General features: G+C 68.9%; 18 protein-coding genes and 1 pseudogene. 7 read left to right on the top strand and 12 right to left on the bottom strand.

Annotation, left to right across the window (positions count from 1 at the left end; genetic code table 11):
• Positions 1-37: 37 nt before the first annotated feature.
• The 9 genes from ACGF5C_RS30730 to ACGF5C_RS30690 form a co-directional block, all read right to left on the bottom strand.
• Positions 38-823 (bottom strand): SDR family NAD(P)-dependent oxidoreductase, encoded by a 786-nt coding sequence (locus ACGF5C_RS30730; RefSeq protein WP_393307269.1) that lies wholly within the window; start codon positions 821-823, stop codon positions 38-40.
• Positions 824-865: 42 nt separating this feature from the next.
• Positions 866-1,552 (bottom strand): GntR family transcriptional regulator, encoded by a 687-nt coding sequence (locus tag ACGF5C_RS30725; RefSeq protein WP_393307267.1) that lies wholly within the window; start codon positions 1,550-1,552, stop codon positions 866-868.
• Positions 1,553-1,625: 73 nt separating this feature from the next.
• Positions 1,626-2,405 carry an acetoacetate decarboxylase family protein gene (locus ACGF5C_RS30720; RefSeq protein WP_393307265.1) on the bottom strand — a complete coding sequence of 260 codons (780 nt, stop codon included), beginning with the start codon at positions 2,403-2,405 and terminating at the stop codon, positions 1,626-1,628.
• A gap of 38 nt (positions 2,406-2,443) precedes the next feature.
• The gene (locus ACGF5C_RS30715) at positions 2,444-3,193 is read right to left on the bottom strand and encodes an amino acid ABC transporter ATP-binding protein (RefSeq protein WP_357704088.1); all 750 of its coding nucleotides are present in this window, start codon (positions 3,191-3,193) and stop codon (positions 2,444-2,446) included.
• Between the two features lie 3 nt (positions 3,194-3,196).
• Positions 3,197-4,294, bottom strand: a complete 1,098-nt coding sequence (locus ACGF5C_RS30710) for an amino acid ABC transporter permease (RefSeq protein WP_393307263.1) — start codon at positions 4,292-4,294, stop codon at positions 3,197-3,199.
• 2 nt (positions 4,295-4,296) lie between these two features.
• Positions 4,297-5,166 (bottom strand): ABC transporter substrate-binding protein, encoded by an 870-nt coding sequence (locus ACGF5C_RS30705; protein ID WP_393307261.1) that lies wholly within the window; start codon positions 5,164-5,166, stop codon positions 4,297-4,299.
• A 131-nt stretch (positions 5,167-5,297) separates the two neighbouring features.
• Positions 5,298-6,932: an L-glutamate gamma-semialdehyde dehydrogenase gene (gene pruA / locus ACGF5C_RS30700; RefSeq protein ID WP_393307259.1), complete on the bottom strand. Its 1,635-nt coding sequence runs from the start codon at positions 6,930-6,932 to the stop codon at positions 5,298-5,300.
• A gap of 462 nt (positions 6,933-7,394) precedes the next feature.
• Positions 7,395-8,171 (bottom strand): peptidase, encoded by a 777-nt coding sequence (locus ACGF5C_RS30695; RefSeq protein ID WP_393307257.1) that lies wholly within the window; start codon positions 8,169-8,171, stop codon positions 7,395-7,397.
• Complete coding sequence (locus tag ACGF5C_RS30690; protein WP_393307256.1) at positions 8,171-9,454, bottom strand: VWA domain-containing protein; 1,284 nt, start codon at positions 9,452-9,454, stop codon at positions 8,171-8,173. The genes ACGF5C_RS30695 and ACGF5C_RS30690 overlap by 1 nt, the downstream gene beginning before the upstream one ends.
• Positions 9,455-9,727: 273 nt before the next feature.
• On the opposite strand from ACGF5C_RS30690, the gene ACGF5C_RS30685 reads away from it, so the two are divergent.
• The 6 genes from ACGF5C_RS30685 (at position 9,728) to ACGF5C_RS30660 (ending at position 13,454) form a co-directional block, all read left to right on the top strand.
• Positions 9,728-10,180, top strand: coding sequence for a hypothetical protein (locus tag ACGF5C_RS30685; RefSeq protein WP_393307254.1), 453 nt, complete (start codon positions 9,728-9,730; stop codon positions 10,178-10,180).
• A gap of 188 nt (positions 10,181-10,368) precedes the next feature.
• Entirely contained in the window at positions 10,369-11,133 is a 765-nt protein-coding gene (locus ACGF5C_RS30680) for a hypothetical protein (protein WP_393307252.1), read from the top strand.
• 175 nt (positions 11,134-11,308) lie between these two features.
• On the top strand, positions 11,309-11,671 hold the full coding sequence (locus ACGF5C_RS30675) for a metalloregulator ArsR/SmtB family transcription factor (RefSeq protein ID WP_393307250.1): 363 nt from the start codon (positions 11,309-11,311) through the stop codon (positions 11,669-11,671).
• On the top strand, positions 11,668-12,147 hold the full coding sequence (locus ACGF5C_RS30670; RefSeq protein WP_393307248.1) for an SRPBCC family protein: 480 nt from the start codon (positions 11,668-11,670) through the stop codon (positions 12,145-12,147). Before ACGF5C_RS30675 ends, ACGF5C_RS30670 begins: the two co-directional genes overlap by 4 nt.
• 128 nt (positions 12,148-12,275) lie before the next feature.
• The gene (locus ACGF5C_RS30665) at positions 12,276-12,866 is read left to right on the top strand and encodes a DinB family protein (RefSeq protein ID WP_393307246.1); all 591 of its coding nucleotides are present in this window, start codon (positions 12,276-12,278) and stop codon (positions 12,864-12,866) included.
• A 453-nt stretch (positions 12,867-13,319) separates the two neighbouring features.
• Positions 13,320-13,454 carry a hypothetical protein gene (locus ACGF5C_RS30660; RefSeq protein ID WP_393307244.1) on the top strand — a complete coding sequence of 45 codons (135 nt, stop codon included), beginning with the start codon at positions 13,320-13,322 and terminating at the stop codon, positions 13,452-13,454.
• Between the two features lie 205 nt (positions 13,455-13,659).
• On the opposite strand, the gene ACGF5C_RS30655 is transcribed toward ACGF5C_RS30660, so the two are convergent.
• Together ACGF5C_RS30655 and ACGF5C_RS30650 are read right to left on the bottom strand one after the other, a co-directional pair.
• A complete protein-coding gene (locus ACGF5C_RS30655; RefSeq protein WP_393307242.1) occupies positions 13,660-14,298 on the bottom strand; it encodes a hypothetical protein in 639 nt (212 codons plus the stop codon).
• A gap of 626 nt (positions 14,299-14,924) precedes the next feature.
• The gene (locus ACGF5C_RS30650) at positions 14,925-16,172 is read right to left on the bottom strand and encodes a globin domain-containing protein (RefSeq protein WP_393307349.1); all 1,248 of its coding nucleotides are present in this window, start codon (positions 16,170-16,172) and stop codon (positions 14,925-14,927) included.
• Between the two features lie 178 nt (positions 16,173-16,350).
• On the opposite strand from ACGF5C_RS30650, the pseudogene ACGF5C_RS30645 reads away from it, so the two are divergent.
• Positions 16,351-16,524, top strand: a pseudogene (locus tag ACGF5C_RS30645) (IS256 family transposase); the annotation flags it as partial.
• 52 nt (positions 16,525-16,576) lie between these two features.
• Here ACGF5C_RS30645 and ACGF5C_RS30640 read toward each other — a convergent pair.
• The gene (locus ACGF5C_RS30640) at positions 16,577-17,311 is read right to left on the bottom strand and encodes a hypothetical protein (RefSeq protein WP_393307240.1); all 735 of its coding nucleotides are present in this window, start codon (positions 17,309-17,311) and stop codon (positions 16,577-16,579) included.
• Positions 17,312-17,428 lie beyond the last annotated feature (117 nt).

The following is a 17,428-nucleotide window of genomic DNA, read 5'->3' as shown; positions in this document are numbered from 1 at the left end:
ACGTTCACGTTTCAAAGATCCACGAAACACACGACCGTCAGAGCGACACGACCCAACCGCCGTCGACGGTGAGCGTGTGCCCGGTGACGTACGCGGATGCGTTCGAGGCGAGGAACACCACGGCGCCGGCCAGGTCCCCCGCCTCGCCGACCCGGCCCAGGGGAATGTGTCGTGCCACCAGTTCGTCCTCGACCTCCCTGGTGGGCATGAGGTCGGCGGTCATCTCCGTGCGCATGTAGCCCGGGGCGATGGCATTCACCCGGATGCCATGTCTGCCCCACTCGTAGGCGAGATTCTTCGTCAACTGCACCACGGCTGCCTTCGACGCGTCGTACACCGAGGACCGCTCGCCGTCGACGACCAGACCGCCGATGGAGGCGAGGTTGATGATCCGGCCCCCGCCGTGCGGCCGCATGGCCCGCGCGGCGCGCTGGGCCACGAAGTACGTGCCGCGCAGGTTGACCCCCAGGGTCAGGTCGAACTCGGCGGCGGTGGCGTTCAACGCGCTGTTGCGCAACGACACACCGGCGTTGTTCACCACCACGTCGGGGACGCGGCCTTGCCGTTCGAGGGCGCCGAACGCGCCCTCGATACTGTCGAGGGAGGTGACCTCCAGCGCCAGCGGATGCGCGCGGACGCCCTGCTGGCGCAGGTAGTCGCACGCCTGCTCGGCGCGGTCCGCCGTCAGATCGGTCGCGATGATCTCGGCGCCGGCCTGGCCGAGGGCGAGGGCCTGGGCGCGGCCGAGACCGCCGTGGGCGCCGGTGACCAGGGCGCGTGCTCCGTCGAGGGTGAACAGGGATGTCAGTGCGGCCGATGGCACGGCGCAGTCCTTTCCGGCGGCTCGGGCACGCCCGTCGGGCGGCTACAGGCCGTAGTTGGTGAGGATCTCGAACACCTGCTGGGAGTCGTGGCGGACGTGCTCGCGCATCTGCTCGGCGGCGGTGGAGGCATCATCGTCGGCGACGGCCGCCGCGAGGGGACGGTGGTCCACCGCGGTCCAGTCCGGGGTAGTGACCACCTTGGAGCAGAAGTACCACTGCCGCAGGGCCAGGTTGAAGTAGATCCGGGCGGTCGTCTTGAGGTACTCGTTGCGGCTCATCAGGTAGATGCCCTTGTGGAACGCGGCGTCCAGGTCGATGCACCGTTGCAGGTCGGTGGTGCGGGCCTGCTCCTCGGCGAGCGCGACGAGTTGTTCCTTCTCCGCTTTCGAGCCGCGGCGGCAGGCCAGCGTGGTGGCCAGGGACTCCAGTTCCAGTCGCAGTTCCATGACCGAGCGGGAGTCCTTGAGCGCGATCTCGGTGGCGTAGGTGCCGCTGCGCGGGTAGATGACCACGAGCTTCTCGAACTCCAGCCGCCTGATGGCCTCACGCACCGGGGAGAGGCCCACGCCGAGGTCGGCCCGCAGGTCGTTCTCGACGAGCCGGTCCCCGGGCATGATCTCGGCGCGGACGAGTCGAGAGCATAGGCTGGCGTAGGCCGATTGGCTCATCAGGGCGGTGCCCGTCTGGTCGATGCCGACGAGCGCGCCCTTTCCGACGTACTCCGACAAAATCGCGATTCCTTCCCCACGTCGTGCGCCGCTTCTGCGCAGCGGCCCCGCACTCTGGCAAGCTACCGGACGGTTACGGGAGCTCCGACGCTCCGGCGCGGGACGGGTCGCCGAGAAGGTCGTCGATCACCGTCGAGATGCCGTTCTCCACGGTGCAGGCGTAGTCCCCGACGGAGAACTCCCCGCCGAGCACCTCGACCACCTTCAGCGCGACGCCGTTGACCGAGAGCGAGTCGGTGAGCTCGACGGCGGCGGGTCCGAAGCTCCGGTGCTTGAGGACGAAGTCCTTCGAGGTGTCCCGGGAGACGATCTCGAAGATCCGGAACCCTGGCCCGTCGGCTTCCGGCAGGGCGTGGACCTGGAGGTGCGGGTAGAGGGACATGTCCGCCCAGGCCGCGTTGTCGTGCCCGTCCACGGGGGTCATCGAGATACCGAAGATCAGCTTGCCGGAGCGCTGTACGGCGCCGGAGACCGCGCCGGCGGTGTCGGTCAGCGCGATGTCGGCGTACTGCTTGGGATAGCCCCAGACCTCCCGGCCGAAGGCGACGCTCCAGGGCTGGTCCTCGTACTCGAAGAAGTAGTTGACTCCCCGGTGGTCGCCGTAGCGGACGGGGATGACGACGCCCGAGTCGTAGAAGGAGCCGGGGGTGGCGTTGCCGAAGTCCGCGATCTGCACGACGAACCGGTCGTCGGCGAGCTCGAACGGGGTTGGCGCGAGGAGCGCCTCCAGGTTCGCCCGGTCGCCTCGGCAGTAGACGGAGAGGCTGCGCAGGTCCTTGCACCAGTAGGGCCGGTCGCCGCTCGGGTACCCGAGGTAGGTGAAAAAGTCCCTGGTGTCGTACGTCTTGCTCATCGGTTGGTTTCCCTGACCTTGTCTATGGAGGGTGGGGCCTAGTCCCGGCCGGCTTCGTGGATCTTGCGGAGGAACGAGCGGAGTTCGGGCGCGGCGGGTGATTCGAAGATCTGCTCGGGCGGACCCTGTTCGAGGATCACGCCCCGGTGCAGGAAGCAGACCTTCGATGAGATCTCGCGGGCGAAGGGCATCTCGTGGGTCGTCATCATCATGGTGATGCCGTCGGAGGCGAGTTCCCGGACCAGGTTCAGCACCTCGATCACGAGTTCCGGGTCGAGGGCTGAGGTGATTTCGTCCAGCAGCAGGGCCTGCGGGCGCATGAGCATCGCCCGGGCGATGGCGACGCGCTGCTGCTGGCCACCGGAGAGTTGCGAGGGATAGGCGTCGGCCTTGTCGCGCAGACCCACGCGGTCGAGCATCGCCCGCGCGTTGGCCTCGGCCTCGGCCTTGCTGGCCACGCCGGCACGGACCGGGGTGAGCGTGCAGTTTCGCAGCACCGTCATGTGCGGGAACAGGTTGTAGCTCTGGAAGACGATCCCGACCCGGCGGCGCAGCCCGACCAGGTCGACGCCCTCGCCGGAGACGACGTCACCGTCGAGGAGGATCCGCCCGCCCTGGACGTCCTCCAGCCCGTTGACGCAGCGCAGCAGCGTCGACTTGCCGGAACCGGAGGCGCCGATGAGCGTGACGACCTCGTGCCGGCCGACGGTGAGGTCGACCTTGTCCAGCACGGTGAGGTCGGCGTACCGCTTGGTCACCTTGTCGAACTCGATGAACGCTCGGGACATGCCTCACGCCCCTGTCTTCCTGGCCCCGGTACGGGCGAGCAGGTAGTCGACGAACCGGGTCTGCGGGATGGTGATGAGAACGAAGACGATGCACACGGCGGTCACCGCGGAGAGGTTGAAGTCGTTCGCCGAGTAGATCTTGGCCTGGCTGAACGCGTCGATGATGCCGACGACGATCACCAGCGCGGTGTCCTTCTGCAGGCCGATGAAGGTGCTGAGCATGGGCGCGGCGATGTTGCGGGCCATCTGCGGCAGGATGACGAACCGCTGGACGTCGGTCTGGGTCAGGCCCATGGACAGGGCTGCGGAGCTCTGGCCGGGGTTGATCGACTCGATCCCGGCGCGGTACAGCTCCGCGTTGTAGGCGCTGTACGTCATGGCCAGCGCCACGATGGCGTAGACGACCAGCGATCCGCCGCTGAGGAACGGCACCTCGGTCAGCGGTAGGCCGTAGCAGACGAGGTAGATCAGGACGACCGACGGGATGCCGCGGAACACGTCGATGTAGGCGATGGACAGCACCCTGACCGGGCGGAAGCCCCGGCCCGGCAGTTGCCGGGCGATGGCGAGCACGAGCCCGAAGACCATGGCGAGGACCTGGGCGCCGAGCGCGATCTGGATGTTGATCCACAGGGCGCGGAGGATGTCGAGGAAGCTGCGCGACATGTACTCGCCGTTGAAGAACGTCTTCTGGACTGCCCCGTCGTTGGTGAAGACCATCAGGGCGAGCACGGTCACGATGGCCAGGCAGCCGCTGAGTCCGAGGGACGAGATGGCGGCGTTGCGGGAATGCGCCGCCGCCCGGCGGGCCTCGACGTACCGGCCGGCCCCCCAGTGCTGCCGGGACCGGTGGCTGCGCCGGTAGGCCAACGAGAGGGGCCAGCCGAGCGCGGCGACCGGGAGCGCGGCACCGAGCAGGATCCGTGTCGCGGGTGCGTCGACCAGCATGGTGGCGAGCTGGTAGCACAGGGTTGCGGCCAGGACGGTGAGGACGGCGGCGGCGGTGAGGTAGGCCGTCGTCGACAGTGGCCTGGTCGGAGTGAGGCCGGTACCGGATGGTGTCGGCGGGGCGTCACGTGTCTCGGGTGTCTGCACCTTCATGGTCAGGCACTCCAGTCGGCCAGTTTGTCAGGGTCGCCGCCGAGGATCGGGTTCAGCCACTTGTCCATGATGGCGGCGAGGGTGCCGTCCTTCTCCATGTCGGCGAGGATCTGGTTGACCGCCGTGACGTTCTGCGAGCCCTTGGGGAAGAGCGCTGCCACGTCGCCGCCGACCGGGTACTGTCCGACGACCTCGAGCTTGCCGTCCGAGCTGGCCGCACGGGGCATGACGGTGGCGGTGTCGTTGAGCGCGGCGTCGACCTGCCCGGCCAGTACGGCGTTGAAGAGGTCGTCGTTGGAGGCGAAGACCCGCACCTGCTTGGGCTTGAGCGTCTCGTTGACGTACGTGAGCTGAACGGATCCGGCGAGCACGCCGACGGTGGCCGTCCTGATGCTCTCCTTGGTCAGGTCGGATCCGGTCTTGACGAGGACGCCGGTGCGGTAGGTGTTGTAGGGCGTGGAGAAGTCGACGGCCTTGCGTCGTTCGGGTGTGTCGTAGATGTCCCAGACCGCGAAGTCGAAGTTCGAGGTCTTGGCGGTGACGAGGGCCTCGAACGAGGCATTCACCAGCTTGATCTTGCTCAGTCCGGCGCGGTTGGCGATTTCGGCGTCGAGGCAGTACATGTAGCCGCCGTTGACCGATTCGAGGGTGTTGCCCCGGTAGCCGGCCGGGTAGGGCAGCGAGGCGGCGACGGTGAGGGTGTCCTCGGTCATGGTCTTCATCTCGTGGACCGTGGGGTTCGCGGTCACCTCACAGTCGCCGAAGCCGGTTGCCCCGGAACTGGTGGACGAGGCGTCCGTGCCGCACGCGGCCAGGGCGAGCATCCCGGTGATGGCCGTGGCGACACCGAGGGAGCGGAGTGACCTCTTCATCTGACACCTCCGTGTCGATGGTCATGAAACGATGGGGGGAGTGGAATGTCAGTGACATGTTAGTGAAGTGTGAAGGACTTTACACCTGATCAGCAGGTCAGTCCAGAGGGATTTCAGGCTGGTAGTGCCCGTCAGCGGGAGCCCATGTGGGGGTAACGGTGGTCTCGCGGCGGGTCGAAGGTCTCCTTGATTGACCGCGGCGAGATCCAGCGGGTCAGGTTCGACGCCGCGCCCGCCTTGTCGTTGGTGCCCGAGGCACGGGAGCCACCGAACGGCTGCTGCCCGACCACCGCCCCGGTCGGCTTGTCGTTGACATAGAAGTTGCCGGCGGCGAACCGCAGCTGTTGACTGGCCCAGGCGATCGCCGCCCGGTCGCGGGCAACGACCGCGCCGGTCAGCGCGTACGACGAGAATGACTCCAACTGGTCGACCGCGTCGGTGAAAGCGTCGTCGTCGAAGACGTGCACGGCCAAGATCGGCCCGAAGTACTCCGTGCGAAACATCTCGTCGGTGGGGTCGGTGCTGTGCACAACAGTGGGGCGGACGAAATAACCGATCGAATCGTCGACCTCGCCGCCGGCGAGCACCGTCAGCGAGTCCCGCCGGTGGGCTCGGTCGATCGCGGTCCGGTGCCGGCTCAACGCCCGGGCGTCGATCACCGCCCCCATGAAGTGGGAGAGGTCGGTGACGTCACCCATCGTCAGCGCCTCCACCTCGGCGAGCAGCGGGTCGCGCACCCTGTCCCACACCGACCTGGCCACGTACGCCCGGGAGGCGGCCGAGCACTTCTGCCCCTGGTACTCGAACGCGCCCCGCAGCAGCGCTACCCGCAGCACGTCCGGATCGGCCGAGCCGTGCGCGAGCACGAAACCCTTCCCGCCGGTCTCTCCGACGATCCGGGGGTACGACCGGTAGCCCCCGAGGTTCGCTCCCACCGTCGACCACAGGTGCTGGAACGTCGCGGTGGAGCCGGTGAAGTGGATACCTGCCAGGTCGCGATGGGCGAGCGCCACCGCCGAAACGTCGAGGCCATCGCCCGGCAACATGTTGATCACGCCGGGCGGCAGGCCGGCCTCCTCCAGCAACTCCATGATCAGGCTCGCGGCGAGCTGCTGCGTCGGCGCGGGCTTCCAGAGCACCGTGTTCCCCATCAACGCCGGCGCGGTCGGCAGGTTGCCCGCGATCGCGGTGAAGTTGAACGGGGTGACGGCGTAGACGAAGCCCTCCAGGGGGCGGTGGTCGGTGCGGTTCCACACCCCACGGGAGTTCGCCACCGGCTGTTCGCCCACGATCTGCCGGGCGTAGTGGACGTTGAACCGCCAGAAGTCGGCCAGCTCGCACGCGGAGTCGATCTCGGCCTGGACGGCGGTCTTCGACTGGCCCAGCATCGTCGCGGCGTTGAGTCGCTGCCGCCACGGGCCGGCCAGCAGATCGGCGGCCTTGAGCAGGATCGCGGCGCGGTCGTCGAGGGACAGCTCGCGCCAGCCGGGCGCCGCCCTTTCCGCCGCCGCGATGGCGTCCTCGGTGTCGGTCCGGGTGGAGTTGCGCATCACCCCGAGCACATGACGGTGGTCGTGCGGCTGCACCACCGCGATCTCCGCTCCCCCACCCATCCGGCGGCGGCCACCGATCACGGCGGTCAACTCCACCACCCAGCTCTCCTGCCGCGCCAGCTCCCGCTCCAGCGCTGCCCGCTCCGGGCTGCCGGGGGCGTAGTTCAGGGTCGCTTCGTTGACCGGGGACGGCGGACTCGTAACGGCATCCACTCTTGTCCTCCTCGCATCGACGGAATCCACAGTCCAGCTGAGGCCGGACCTGCGGGCGGGCGCGGTTGGTGATGCCCGGCGAGGCTTACCCAGATCGGGGCACCTCGGCCGGGTGGCTGACATTACACTAAAATGTCAGATGCGCCAGCCCTCAACTCCTGACTCCCCCGGCCACCTGATCACCGATCGCCGCCACCACACCGTCGGGCTCGAAATCGCCCCCGCGATCCCGATACGGGTTCACCCCAGCCAGCCACGCGAACCGACCCAACACCCGGTTCCCACGCGGCCTCGGGTTACCGGCTCGGGCGGGTCACGCCCGTACCGTTGAGCTGCGCCGGCCCAGGCTGCGGCGAGCACCGAATCGGTGCCATCCTCGGCGCACCTGCTCCGCGAGCTTTCAGTTCCTCTCCTGCGCCGGCCGGTGGCCGCTCCCCGCCGGGCAGCGGCCACCGGCACCGGTCACGGCCGGCGGGGACGGCGGGTGAGAGCGAAGCCAGCAACGCCGGCTGCGGCGGCGAGTACGCCGCCCACCGTGCTCCAGATCCAACGCGAGCCGAGGCCGGGCAACCAGTCGAGGTACCCGCTCTCGTCCTCCTCGACCGATTGTGCCGCCGGTTCGGCGCTGAGTACCGTGCCGGCCTGCGTGGGCGGCACCAGCGGTGCCTTCAGCTCGCCGTCGTCGCGGGAGTCTTGCCGGTCCGCGCCGACCAGCAGCTCCACGTCGATCGGGAGCCCGAGGTCGGCCTCCGGCAGCTCGGCCACCGACAGCCGGACGTAGTACGTCCCGGGCAGCGGGTCGGCCGACCAGGGCTCGGACCAGGTCCGTACCTGTCGCAGGCTGCAACCTAGCGACACACTGCCGAGAGAGGCCTCGACGGTGGGAGTCTGCGCGCCGGCCGTGCAGGACTGGCGTCGCCGTAGCCCGTCGAAGACCTCCATCGTCCAGGTCGACGCGCCGCTGCGCGACTTCGGGAACGACACAGTCGCGGTGATCTCGTGCCGTTCACCGGCCGCGGCCGGGAACGACCAGTACAGGTAGTCGCCGGTGGAGGCGGCGACCCGGACCGGCTGTCCGCCGGCGATGCCGGCGGCGGTCAGAAAGGAGGTCCCAGCCCGGGTGACCGGGGTGGCGCCCGGCGAGGGTGTGGGCGCGGCCTGGACCGGGGCGGGGACGGCCAGCAGGGCCAGGCCGGCGGCGGCCAGCGCCGCTCCGCTCCGGATCGTCCTGGTACTCATCAGTTCTCCCTCCAGGTGGCCACCCACCAGCGGGTGAGAAGGCCGGTGACCAGTCCGGTGAGCAGGCCGGCCACGGTCAGCAGCACCAGCAGCACCCAGCCCCGACCGAGGTCGGGGGCGGCCGGGGCGGGCGAGGACGCAACCACGTCCACGGTCAGCTCGACCGGCATTCCGGGCGTCGCCTGGGTGCCCGGCCGGGGCGCGAAGGCGTTGCTGACGACCAGGCAGACCGTGGTGGCCGGGACGGCGGTCGTGGCGTTCGGCGTCGGGGGCACCCCGTCCGCCTGCTTCTCGCTCGCTGACCAGCGCAGGCCGGCGGAGACCACGTCGGTGCGGCCGCTGCCCGCATCCACCCCCCGGACCAGTTCCCGGCCGTCGGTGGCCGTGGCCCGCAGCAGCACTCCATAGTCGCGGTTCACCGGGCGGTCCAACGCCATGCTGACCGAGGCACGCAGCTCCTGCCCGGGGCGGACCGGCACCCGGTACCAGCGATGTTCCGAGAACGCCTCCCGGTCGCTGTAAACGCCGGGGCCGAGTAGCGGCGCATCGTCGCACGCCGACTTCCCGGCGACCACGGCCGGGGCCGCCGTGTAGGTGTCCTTCGCCCGGTCGACCAGCTGCTTGATCCGGCTGGTCAACTCGTCGGCGCTCTGTGCGGCGGTGTACGTGCCGCCGGTGGCGCCGGCGATACAGAGCAGCTGCCGGCGCACCTTCTCGTCCGGGGCCAGCCCGAGCGTGTCGACCACCAACTTCGTACCCTGAGCGGCTAACTCCCGGGCAACCTCGCAGGGGTCCGGCGGGGCGCAGGTGTCCTCGCCGTCAGTGATCAGCACGATCCGCCGGGCGGTCGTGCCGGTGCCGAGGTCCTGGGCGGCCGAGCGCAGAGCCAACCCGACCGGGGTGAACCCGGTCGGCCGCAGGGACGCCACCGCAGCCTTGGCCTGCACCCGATCGACCGGGCCGACCGGCACGATCTGCTGGGTGTCCAGGCAGCCCAGCTTCTTGTCCTTGCCCTGGTAGGTCGCGCCGAGCACTCGGATACCGAGCTGGGTCTCCTCGGGCAGCGCATCGACGACCTCGTTGAAGGCCTGCTGGGCGACGGAGATCCGGCTGCGTCCGCCGATGTCCTTGGCCCGCATCGAGCCGCTGACGTCGAGTACCAGCTCGACCTTCGGTGGTTCGACCGGTGTCTCCTCGTCCGCGAGGGTTGGCGCCGGACCGGTCATCACGGTCGCCGCCAGCAGTCCGATGAAGACGGCCGCCGATCGTCTCTTGTTGATCACCGGCGGAGTGTAGGGCACATCCACTATGGATGATCGCTGAGGCCGAGGTCGAAGGCTGAAGCACCCACCGGGGAGCTCTCCCTCTGGGCTGCGGCGATGAGTTGGGTCAGCGCGGGGTTCGACGAAGAGGCGTTGCCGCTGGTCAGCAGGGTTGGCCGGTGCGGGATCGACTGGGCTCTCCGACAGGGGACAAGATCGTGTCGTACCTGGACGGCAGAATGCTGGCTTGGCGATCACGACGGCTCACACCGTCCGCGCGAAAGGACGAGTTGGGTGAGAGACGGACCGCCGCGCCGGCTTGCTATCAATCACGATGACTATCACGCCGAGCATGTGGGGCGCACCGCCGACGGAAGGCAGTTCTTCCTCACCACCCCGTTTGAGCCCGCCATTCGTGGCGAGGACGGCGGTCAGGAGTTCGTCGCCCTGTACCTCTTCGATGCCGACGGCCGGTTCCTGGAGGCCAGGATTGACGCCTTCGGTCCCAGAGTTCGGATGGACCGGACGGCACGGCGGGCGGCATACGACGCCCGGCTGGAAGAACTCGGGGAGGTTACGTTCACCCGTATCGAAGTCGAGCCCTTCGCGGTCAATCGGTTCGGTACGACCTTCGGCCTGGTGCCCAGAGAGCCCGAAGATGACGACGACGTATGGTGGGTCACCCTCGAGCCCGGCGACTACATGGCCTTCACCGAACCATGGGACAGCGGCGAGTACGACACCTGATGCCCACTCACGCAGGTGCACCCAACTCGGCAGAGTCGGCGGTAGCGGCTGGCGGGCGCGCGGTCGGCGGCAGATCGGGATACCGGCCGGCCGCTGGTAGCTGTAGGCGTCATGGCCTGCTCAGCGGGACCAGGGCAACGTCTTGCAAGCCCGCCGCTCGGCGCCAGCGGGCGACTTCGGCCTCGGACGTGGGTTGGCGGGTGGTCTCCCGTCAATCGCTGGATAAGGTGACGTTCATGGCGACCGGGGACGAGCCGACCAGCACTCCGTCGCCGGACCCGGCCGAGGTGCCGCGGTTGTACGCTCCGCTGCCTGACCGCACGGAGGACACCTCCACCACGTACGAGCGCTGCCTCAGGAAGCTGATCGACCTGCTCGGCGCGGAGCGCCCGCTGGTGACGACCGACACCCGGCGTTCACGGCGGAGGTGGCAGCACGAGGCACGGCGAGTGATTGCGCAAGCGATGCGCCGTCGGCCGGTGCGGGAGGAGTGGTTCGAACCGTTGGTGCGCGCTGCGATCCTCGAACCGGATCCGAGTTTCAACCGGCAGCTCGTCGAACCGGCTCTTGCCGCCTTCGGCCGTAGGCGTGTGCAGTTGGCGCTGCTCGAACATCTCCGGACGGGCACCAACCCTGAACGGGCCGGCGCAGCACGAGCCTGGTACTGGACGCAGGTTCCCCTCACCTACCTCGCCGGCTCCCGCTCCCCGACGCCGGAGAGTAAGGCCGAGTACAACGCGTTCGCCGACCTCCGCCGCGAGTGGCACGAAACGGCCTTACGCATGTTCGTCGCCAACGAGGACCTGGACGTCCGCCGGTGCATTCTTCCGGGACTCGACCTCGGTACGCAGCAGTACCCCGAGGATCTGCACGAGACGGTGGCTGAGGCGATTCGCATCGCCCGCACCCATCCAGACGAGTACCTGCGGCATCGGGTCGAGCACCAGATCTGACCACGTCCACACACCGACTGGCTGGTCGCCTGACCCGCGACTCGCGGCAGATTCAGTGCATCGATCATGACTCTGGGATAGGTCGGAGGCCTGGCAGGCGCTCGACTTGTCGCGCACTCAGGCGTCGATGGACGCAACGTCGCCAGAAGTGTAACCACTTGGTTACGCTTTTGGCATGGACGAGGTAGCCGCCGCGATCGCCGATCCGGTGCGGCGGGAAATCCTGCTGATGCTGCGCGACGAATCGCTCTCGGCCGGCCAGATCGCCGGCCGGTTCGTGATCAGCCGGCCGGCCGTCAGCCGTCACCTGCGCGTGTTACGCGAGGCCGGCCTGGTACGCGATGCGGCGGACGGACGCCGGCGCGTCTACACACTGGTCGCCGCGCCGCTCGACGAGCTGGCCGGGTGGCTGGGACGGCTGATGCGCCCGTCCGGCTGGCAGCACCGCCTCGATGCGCTGGAGACCGAGGTCTACCGCACCCGCCGCGAGCGGCACACGGCCGCCGGGCGGCACCCATCCCAAAAGGAGACCGCATGAGCCCGACACCCACCGGCCGACTGTTCGGCGACGACCTTGTGCTGACCCGCACATTCCGCGCTCCCATGGCTGACGTCTGGGCCAGCCTCACCGATCCGGCGCGCACGGCACGCTGGTTCGGCCCGTGGCAGGGCGACGCCGCACCGGGACGCACGATCAAGGTCCAGATGGTGCACGAGGAGGGTGCGCCCTGGATGGACATGACCATCGACGCGTGCGAACCGCCGCGGCGGCTAGCGGTTTCCGCAGTGGACGAGCACGGCGGCTGGCATCTTGACATGGTGCTGGTCGAGAGTGCGGGCGTGACCGAGCTTCGGTTCACGCAGCACCTGACCGGTACGGAGGGTGTCGGCGAGGTCGGACCGGGCTGGGAGTACTACCTGGACGCGTTGGTAGCCTCGCGCGATGGCCAGCCGGCGCCGGACTTCGACGACTATTACCCCGCGATGAAGGAGCATTTCGAGGCGCAGCGATAAAGACGCATGCCAAATGATGCTCGCTAGCGCAGTCCGCGGCAGATGGGGATGCCGGCGCTCCAGCCGGGCGCTGATCTTGCAGACGACACCTTGCACGATGGCTCGGCGCATAAGAAAGACTGGTGGGCATGGCTGACTTGGGCGATGCGAAGGCTGCGCTGCACCACTACCTCCGGGCGACTCGCGATGACCTGATCTGGAAGCTCGACGGGCTGAGCGAACGCGAAGCCAGACTCCCCCGCACTGCGACCGGCAACAACCTGCTGGGAGTCCTCAAGCACTGCCTCAATGTCGAAGCCGGCTACTTCGGGCCTACCTTCGGGCGCGAATTCCCGACGCCTGAGGAACTGGTCCCCATGCAGGCGTTCGAGGAGGACCCGCAGGCAGACTGGTACGCGCGGGAGGAGGAGACGAAGGATGGGCTGATCGACCTGTACCGCCGCGTCGGGGTGTTCGCAGATCAGACGATCGAACAGTTACCGCTCGACGCGCCGGGGCGGGTGCCGTGGTGGCGGCCAGGTGGACAGGCCGTGACGCTGCAAAGGATCATCGTCCACGTGACCTGCGACCTCGCCCGTCACGCCGGTCACGCCGACATCATGCGCGAGCAGCACGACACGGCGATCGGCCTGCGGCGGGAGAGCACCAACATCCCTCACGACTACGACTGGCCGGCGTACGTCACCAAGCTGACGAAGCTGGCCGACCGCTTCGGGTAGCCGCCCGGTCCGTCGGTGCAGTCGGTGAGTTCAGCATCCGCTCCTCGGCAGATCCGGTTGTCCGTCGACGAGGTCAACACCCGGATCGCGACAGATGGGTATCTCAAGGCATCTGCAGGATGGGCCGCACCGGAGTCTCTCCGTGCGGCCACCGTCGTAGACGGCCTCCGCCAGGTCTGGGTCACGGTAGGCGGTGGCGAGAGCGAGCCAAGGTGAGGAAGCTGCCGTAGGCGCCGCAGACTGCCGCGCCGCCGTCTCCGCCGCACAGGACCGCTGGGTCGGTGGTGAACTCGGCCCGGTACGGGTCGTCCCCGATGACCAGGCCGAACAGGTCGGTTCCTGGATGAGGGCACATCGCCGTAGCTCGCCCTCGGGATACTCGTCGCCCTAGCGGAACAGGCTGGTAGCCCCGGCTGCGCAGGCGCGCTCCCACTCGTCGGGAGTCTGCGACACGTGAGCATTTACCTGCGGTGGCTGGTCGGGGCGTACCACTACGATCGCATCATCGAGCAGGGCTTCTACGGCTGGCTCGGGGACATTCGGATCGTGCACCGGCCACTGCCGGTCCGTCATTTCATGCGCCCCTGACGGACGACGTAGGGCACGGTCAGGAAGCGTCCCCCTTCCCATTCAGGCAGGGACCCCAGGGCTCCCTCCTGCCGTTGCATGAGGGTCGAGCCCGATTCTGCGCCGCCGGGCCACGCTGCGGACCGGCCAGTCGTGCAGCCGCGCACGCGGGGCCCCCGGCCTCCTGGGGGGTGCAGGAGACCGGGGGCGCCCGGGTCGGCAGCGGTCAGGCGGTGATGCGGTTCTTCGCCGGCTCGGGAGCGGCGAACGCCTCGGTGGCCGGAGTGCGGAAGGCGTGCACCAGGCCGGCGATCGACAGCAGCAGGAGCAGCCCCGCCCCGATGAACGTCACCAGAGCGGCCTGCTCGGCCTTACGGCCGAACTCGCTGAAGCCGTACGAGGTGAGCAGCATGCCGCGCAGCGTCTCGCCCTTGAATACGGTCTCCCGCTGGCCGCTGGCCTCCGCCAACTGCTTCTGCAGGTCGGCCAGGGCCGGGTCGTTGGTCTGCGTGGCCTGCTCGACCTTGGCCCGCAGCTCGCTCTCCGGCGCGCCGAGGTCGGCGTACGTCTTCCCACCGGCCATGGACTTCAGGTGCAGCCCGATGAACTCGTTGGCGTAGCACTCGGCCTGCTTGCCGGTGGTCATCTTCTGGCCGGCGTACTCGACCAGGCAGGCCGCCTTCTTCTCCTCGTCGGTCAGCTTGTCGGCCGGCTTGAAGGTGATGTGCTGCGCGCCGAGCTGGTCGCGTACGTAGTCGTTGGCGAAGTTCGCGTTCGTGGTGAGGACGAGGCCGGCGATGAGCAGCAGGACGGTCAGGCCCAGCCCTCCGATGCTGAACAGCAGGTCCAGGGTGCGTCGCTTCATGTCGGAACTCCCGTGAGGATGGCAACGTCTGTTGGTGTCGCGTTTCATCCTGGATCATCACGGCGGTCCTTGTCAGGGCCGAACCCCCTGTCCGTCCGTGACCTTCGGCTCCCCCGCCCCGGGCCGTCCGGCCACCTCAGGGACCATTCCTCGGCCGGGTCGCCTTCGCTCGCGGCGCCCGTCGTCGGCGCGCCGCTGGCGGGCCGCCATGCGTCCACGGGCTCTCCTCGGGGCGTCGGGAACACCCGGCCGGCAGGAACGCGTCGGAGAGGATGGGTGCAGCAGAGCCGCCCGCTCACCTCGGGCACGGCGCCCGGCGGTGCGGTCAGCCCCCGGCCCATCCCGTCGGAGAGCTCCAGACCACCGCCGTCCTGCCGTCTGGGCCCGGGGTCAGGAAAATCACTCTCGCCTTCTGCGCCGGCCCGGGTCGGCGACCACAGCGTCGAGCATGGCCGCCCTGGTCGACACCGACAAGGTCATCCGCACCGAACGGGCCTGGGACGCCAGGCCTGCCAACGCATCGCCGACAAGTTTCACCCGCGGACCGACCGACGCCTGGCCGTCCCCCACGGCAGTGAGCCGCCCTGCGGGCGGACGCCGCCTGCCGGGCCGGTGTCCGGCTGAGCCTACTGCCGGTCGTACCGGATGTGGTCAGGCTCGACGCCGAGGTCGACCAGGCGGTGGGCCATTTCCGTGACCATGGCCGCTGGTCCGGCGAGGTAGGCGTCGTGTCCGGCCCAGCCGCCGTAGCGGGTCACGACGTCCACCACCGTGCCGGGTTCGTACGGGCCGGCGTCACCGTCGGAGACCGCCAGCACCAAGCGGAGCCACGGGAAGCGGTCGGCAAGCGAGCGGAGCGATTCGAGATCGTACAGGTCGTCCCGGGTGCGGGCGCCGAAGAACAGCCAGGTTGTCGGCGGGCTGGCCAGACGGGCCAGCCCGCCCAGCAGCGCCCGCATCGTGGCCAGACCGGTGCCACCAGCGACCAGCAGTACGCGGTTGCCCGAGGCGGTTGCGAGGCTCGTGATGCCACGCGCCGGGCCGAGCCGCAGCACATCACCCACGGCTGTCTTGTGCACCAGGACGTCGCTGAGCCGGCCGGCACCCGTCGCCCGCACATGGAACTCCAACACCCAGTCGCCGCCGGGTGGGTTGGCCATGGAGTAGGACCGCCAGGTGCGCGGCAGCCGCCCGGATCCGACCGTGGCGTACTGCCCGGCCCGGTAGTCGTACGCCTCGGCGGTGCGTACCCGCAGGACTGCCAGGTCGGGGCCGCGCAGCTCGTGGTGGACCACGGTGCCCTTGAAGTACGGCGGAGCGGAGAGCTCGCCCGTGGCGGCGTTGCTCATCACGCCGGCCAAGAACCGGTATGCCCGTGACCAGGCCTCGTCGTGTTCGGGACACCAGCCGGCGCCGGCGCGGGCCCGCAGCGCCTCCATCAGCGCCGCACCGAACGGCTGGAAGTGGCTGGCGCGTACGCCCAGCTTGCGGTGCGCCCGGCCAAGCTCCTCGAAGACCGGCACGATGGCCTCTGGCTGGTCCAGCCCCTCGATGAGCTGCCGCACCGACCAGGCGAGCTGGTCGCGTTGGGCCGCGAGCGAGTCGGGGAACAGCGACCTCAGGTGCGATCCGTCCCGGAACAGCGCCGCGTACAGGTACGTCAGCGTGTCGGTGAGCGGCTCCAGCAACGCGAGGCTCTCCCGCAGCAGCCGCTGGTCGTCCACTCGTTGCGGCCAGGCCGCCAGCAGCGCCCCGGCGGACGCCTCCCGCTCGTCCGGTGCCGGGCCGTCCCCGCGCATCCTTCGGCGCAGCACCATGGAGTGGTGCAGGCCGAGCAGATCGTGGTAGTCGTGCGCGTGGTCCCTCGCCCTCATCGTCACGCCGGCATGCTAGGCGCGGCCTGCTGGCAAAGTGCGTCTGATCAGGACGAATGTGCGATCTACCACCGCTTGTAGTAGTCGGGGCGGACAGCCCTTCCACGACCGGTCCAGTCCGTGCTAAATGCCGCGTCAGGCAAAGTTCGCCGTGCGGCGTCGCCGATGCCTGCATGTCCGCCGTGCCGTCCGTGCCCGCGGCCACTTCCCCAACGAGGCCGCCGCGCTGAAGTGCGTCGACCTCGCAGTGATGAGCCTCGACCCCACCGGGCAGGGCCACCGGCGCTGGACCAATCGCTGGAAACCCGCCCTCAACGCCCTCGAAGGACGCCTGTCCGCAGGCCGCAAGTAGCCGTCAGCAACCCGAGTTACACCGTTCGTTGCGTTTCATGTGCGACCAGCCTCTAATACTTCAGAACACAGTAAACAACAGTGGGGTGTGTGAACCGGTACCAGTGGTTCCACCGGTAGTCCCGCGTGCACCTGTCGCCGTTGGAGGCCCCTGGGACGATGTCGACGACGTGAACCGTTCCCTTTGCCTTACACTTCGACGCGCCGACGATCCAGCCATCATTCTTTGGGAATTTGTAACAGTAATTGCGCACCAGGTGGAGCTCCAGGCACAGGCGGTAGCCGTCTTCCGTAATGTACGCGGACTCGGGATCGGCGCACGCACCCCGTTCATAGTCCACTGAAACCACCCGATAGGTGCCACGCGTGCCGTTGCAGTTGCCAATCCCCAGGAATTCCCCGTCTTCGCTGACGACGATGCACTGCCCGATCTTCGCGGGCGGCGGTGGCGGAGCCGCCTCGGTCGTCGGCTCCTCCTCCGGCGGGGAGTACGTTTCCTCGGTGGACGGCGGTGGGGGTGTCGTCGGCGACGGCACGGGGGAGGATCCGTCCGCGACGGCTGTTTGCCGGCCGTCGTCGTCCATGTTGGAGACGACCAGCGCGCCGGCCGCGACCACGCAGGTCCCGAGCAGGCACAATGCCAGCACCCCGGCGATGACGCCGATGATGAGAGGCCCGTTGCGCTTCGACGGCGCCATCGGCGGCGCTGACGGCGGCGCGGCCATGCCGGGCTCCGGTGGAGTCACACCCTGGTCGTCGGGCACGTCAGACGGCGGAGGCAGCGTCACCCGAGGAGTGTGACATAGATCCACTAAGAGCGACCGGCAGTAGGTCTGGGATCTGGGCAGACGGGAGCCCGGGGTAGTGACAGGCACGGGGCCATTGATCATCGGAGTTCTCTACGC

Origin of the sequence: Micromonospora sp. NPDC047620, from assembly GCF_043205005.1 — a bacterium.
Classification (GTDB): Bacteria; Actinomycetota; Actinomycetes; order Mycobacteriales; family Micromonosporaceae; genus Micromonospora.
This window is presented reverse-complemented; position numbering and strand designations above follow the sequence as displayed.

Coding starts and splice junctions, on each gene's coding strand:
- ACGF5C_RS30720 (WP_393307265.1), bottom strand. CDS start 2,405: ATGAGCAAGACGTACGACACCAGGGACTTTTTCACCTACCTCGGGTAC.
- ACGF5C_RS30715 (WP_357704088.1), bottom strand. CDS start 3,193: ATGTCCCGAGCGTTCATCGAGTTCGACAAGGTGACCAAGCGGTACGCC.
- ACGF5C_RS30710 (WP_393307263.1), bottom strand. CDS start 4,294: ATGAAGGTGCAGACACCCGAGACACGTGACGCCCCGCCGACACCATCC.
- ACGF5C_RS30705 (WP_393307261.1), bottom strand. CDS start 5,166: ATGAAGAGGTCACTCCGCTCCCTCGGTGTCGCCACGGCCATCACCGGG.
- ACGF5C_RS30695 (WP_393307257.1), bottom strand. CDS start 8,171: ATGAGTACCAGGACGATCCGGAGCGGAGCGGCGCTGGCCGCCGCCGGC.
- ACGF5C_RS30675 (WP_393307250.1), top strand. CDS start 11,309: ATGGACGAGGTAGCCGCCGCGATCGCCGATCCGGTGCGGCGGGAAATC.
- ACGF5C_RS30670 (WP_393307248.1), top strand. CDS start 11,668: ATGAGCCCGACACCCACCGGCCGACTGTTCGGCGACGACCTTGTGCTG.
- ACGF5C_RS30665 (WP_393307246.1), top strand. CDS start 12,276: ATGGCTGACTTGGGCGATGCGAAGGCTGCGCTGCACCACTACCTCCGG.
- ACGF5C_RS30655 (WP_393307242.1), bottom strand. CDS start 14,298: ATGAAGCGACGCACCCTGGACCTGCTGTTCAGCATCGGAGGGCTGGGC.
- ACGF5C_RS30650 (WP_393307349.1), bottom strand. CDS start 16,172: ATGAGGGCGAGGGACCACGCGCACGACTACCACGATCTGCTCGGCCTG.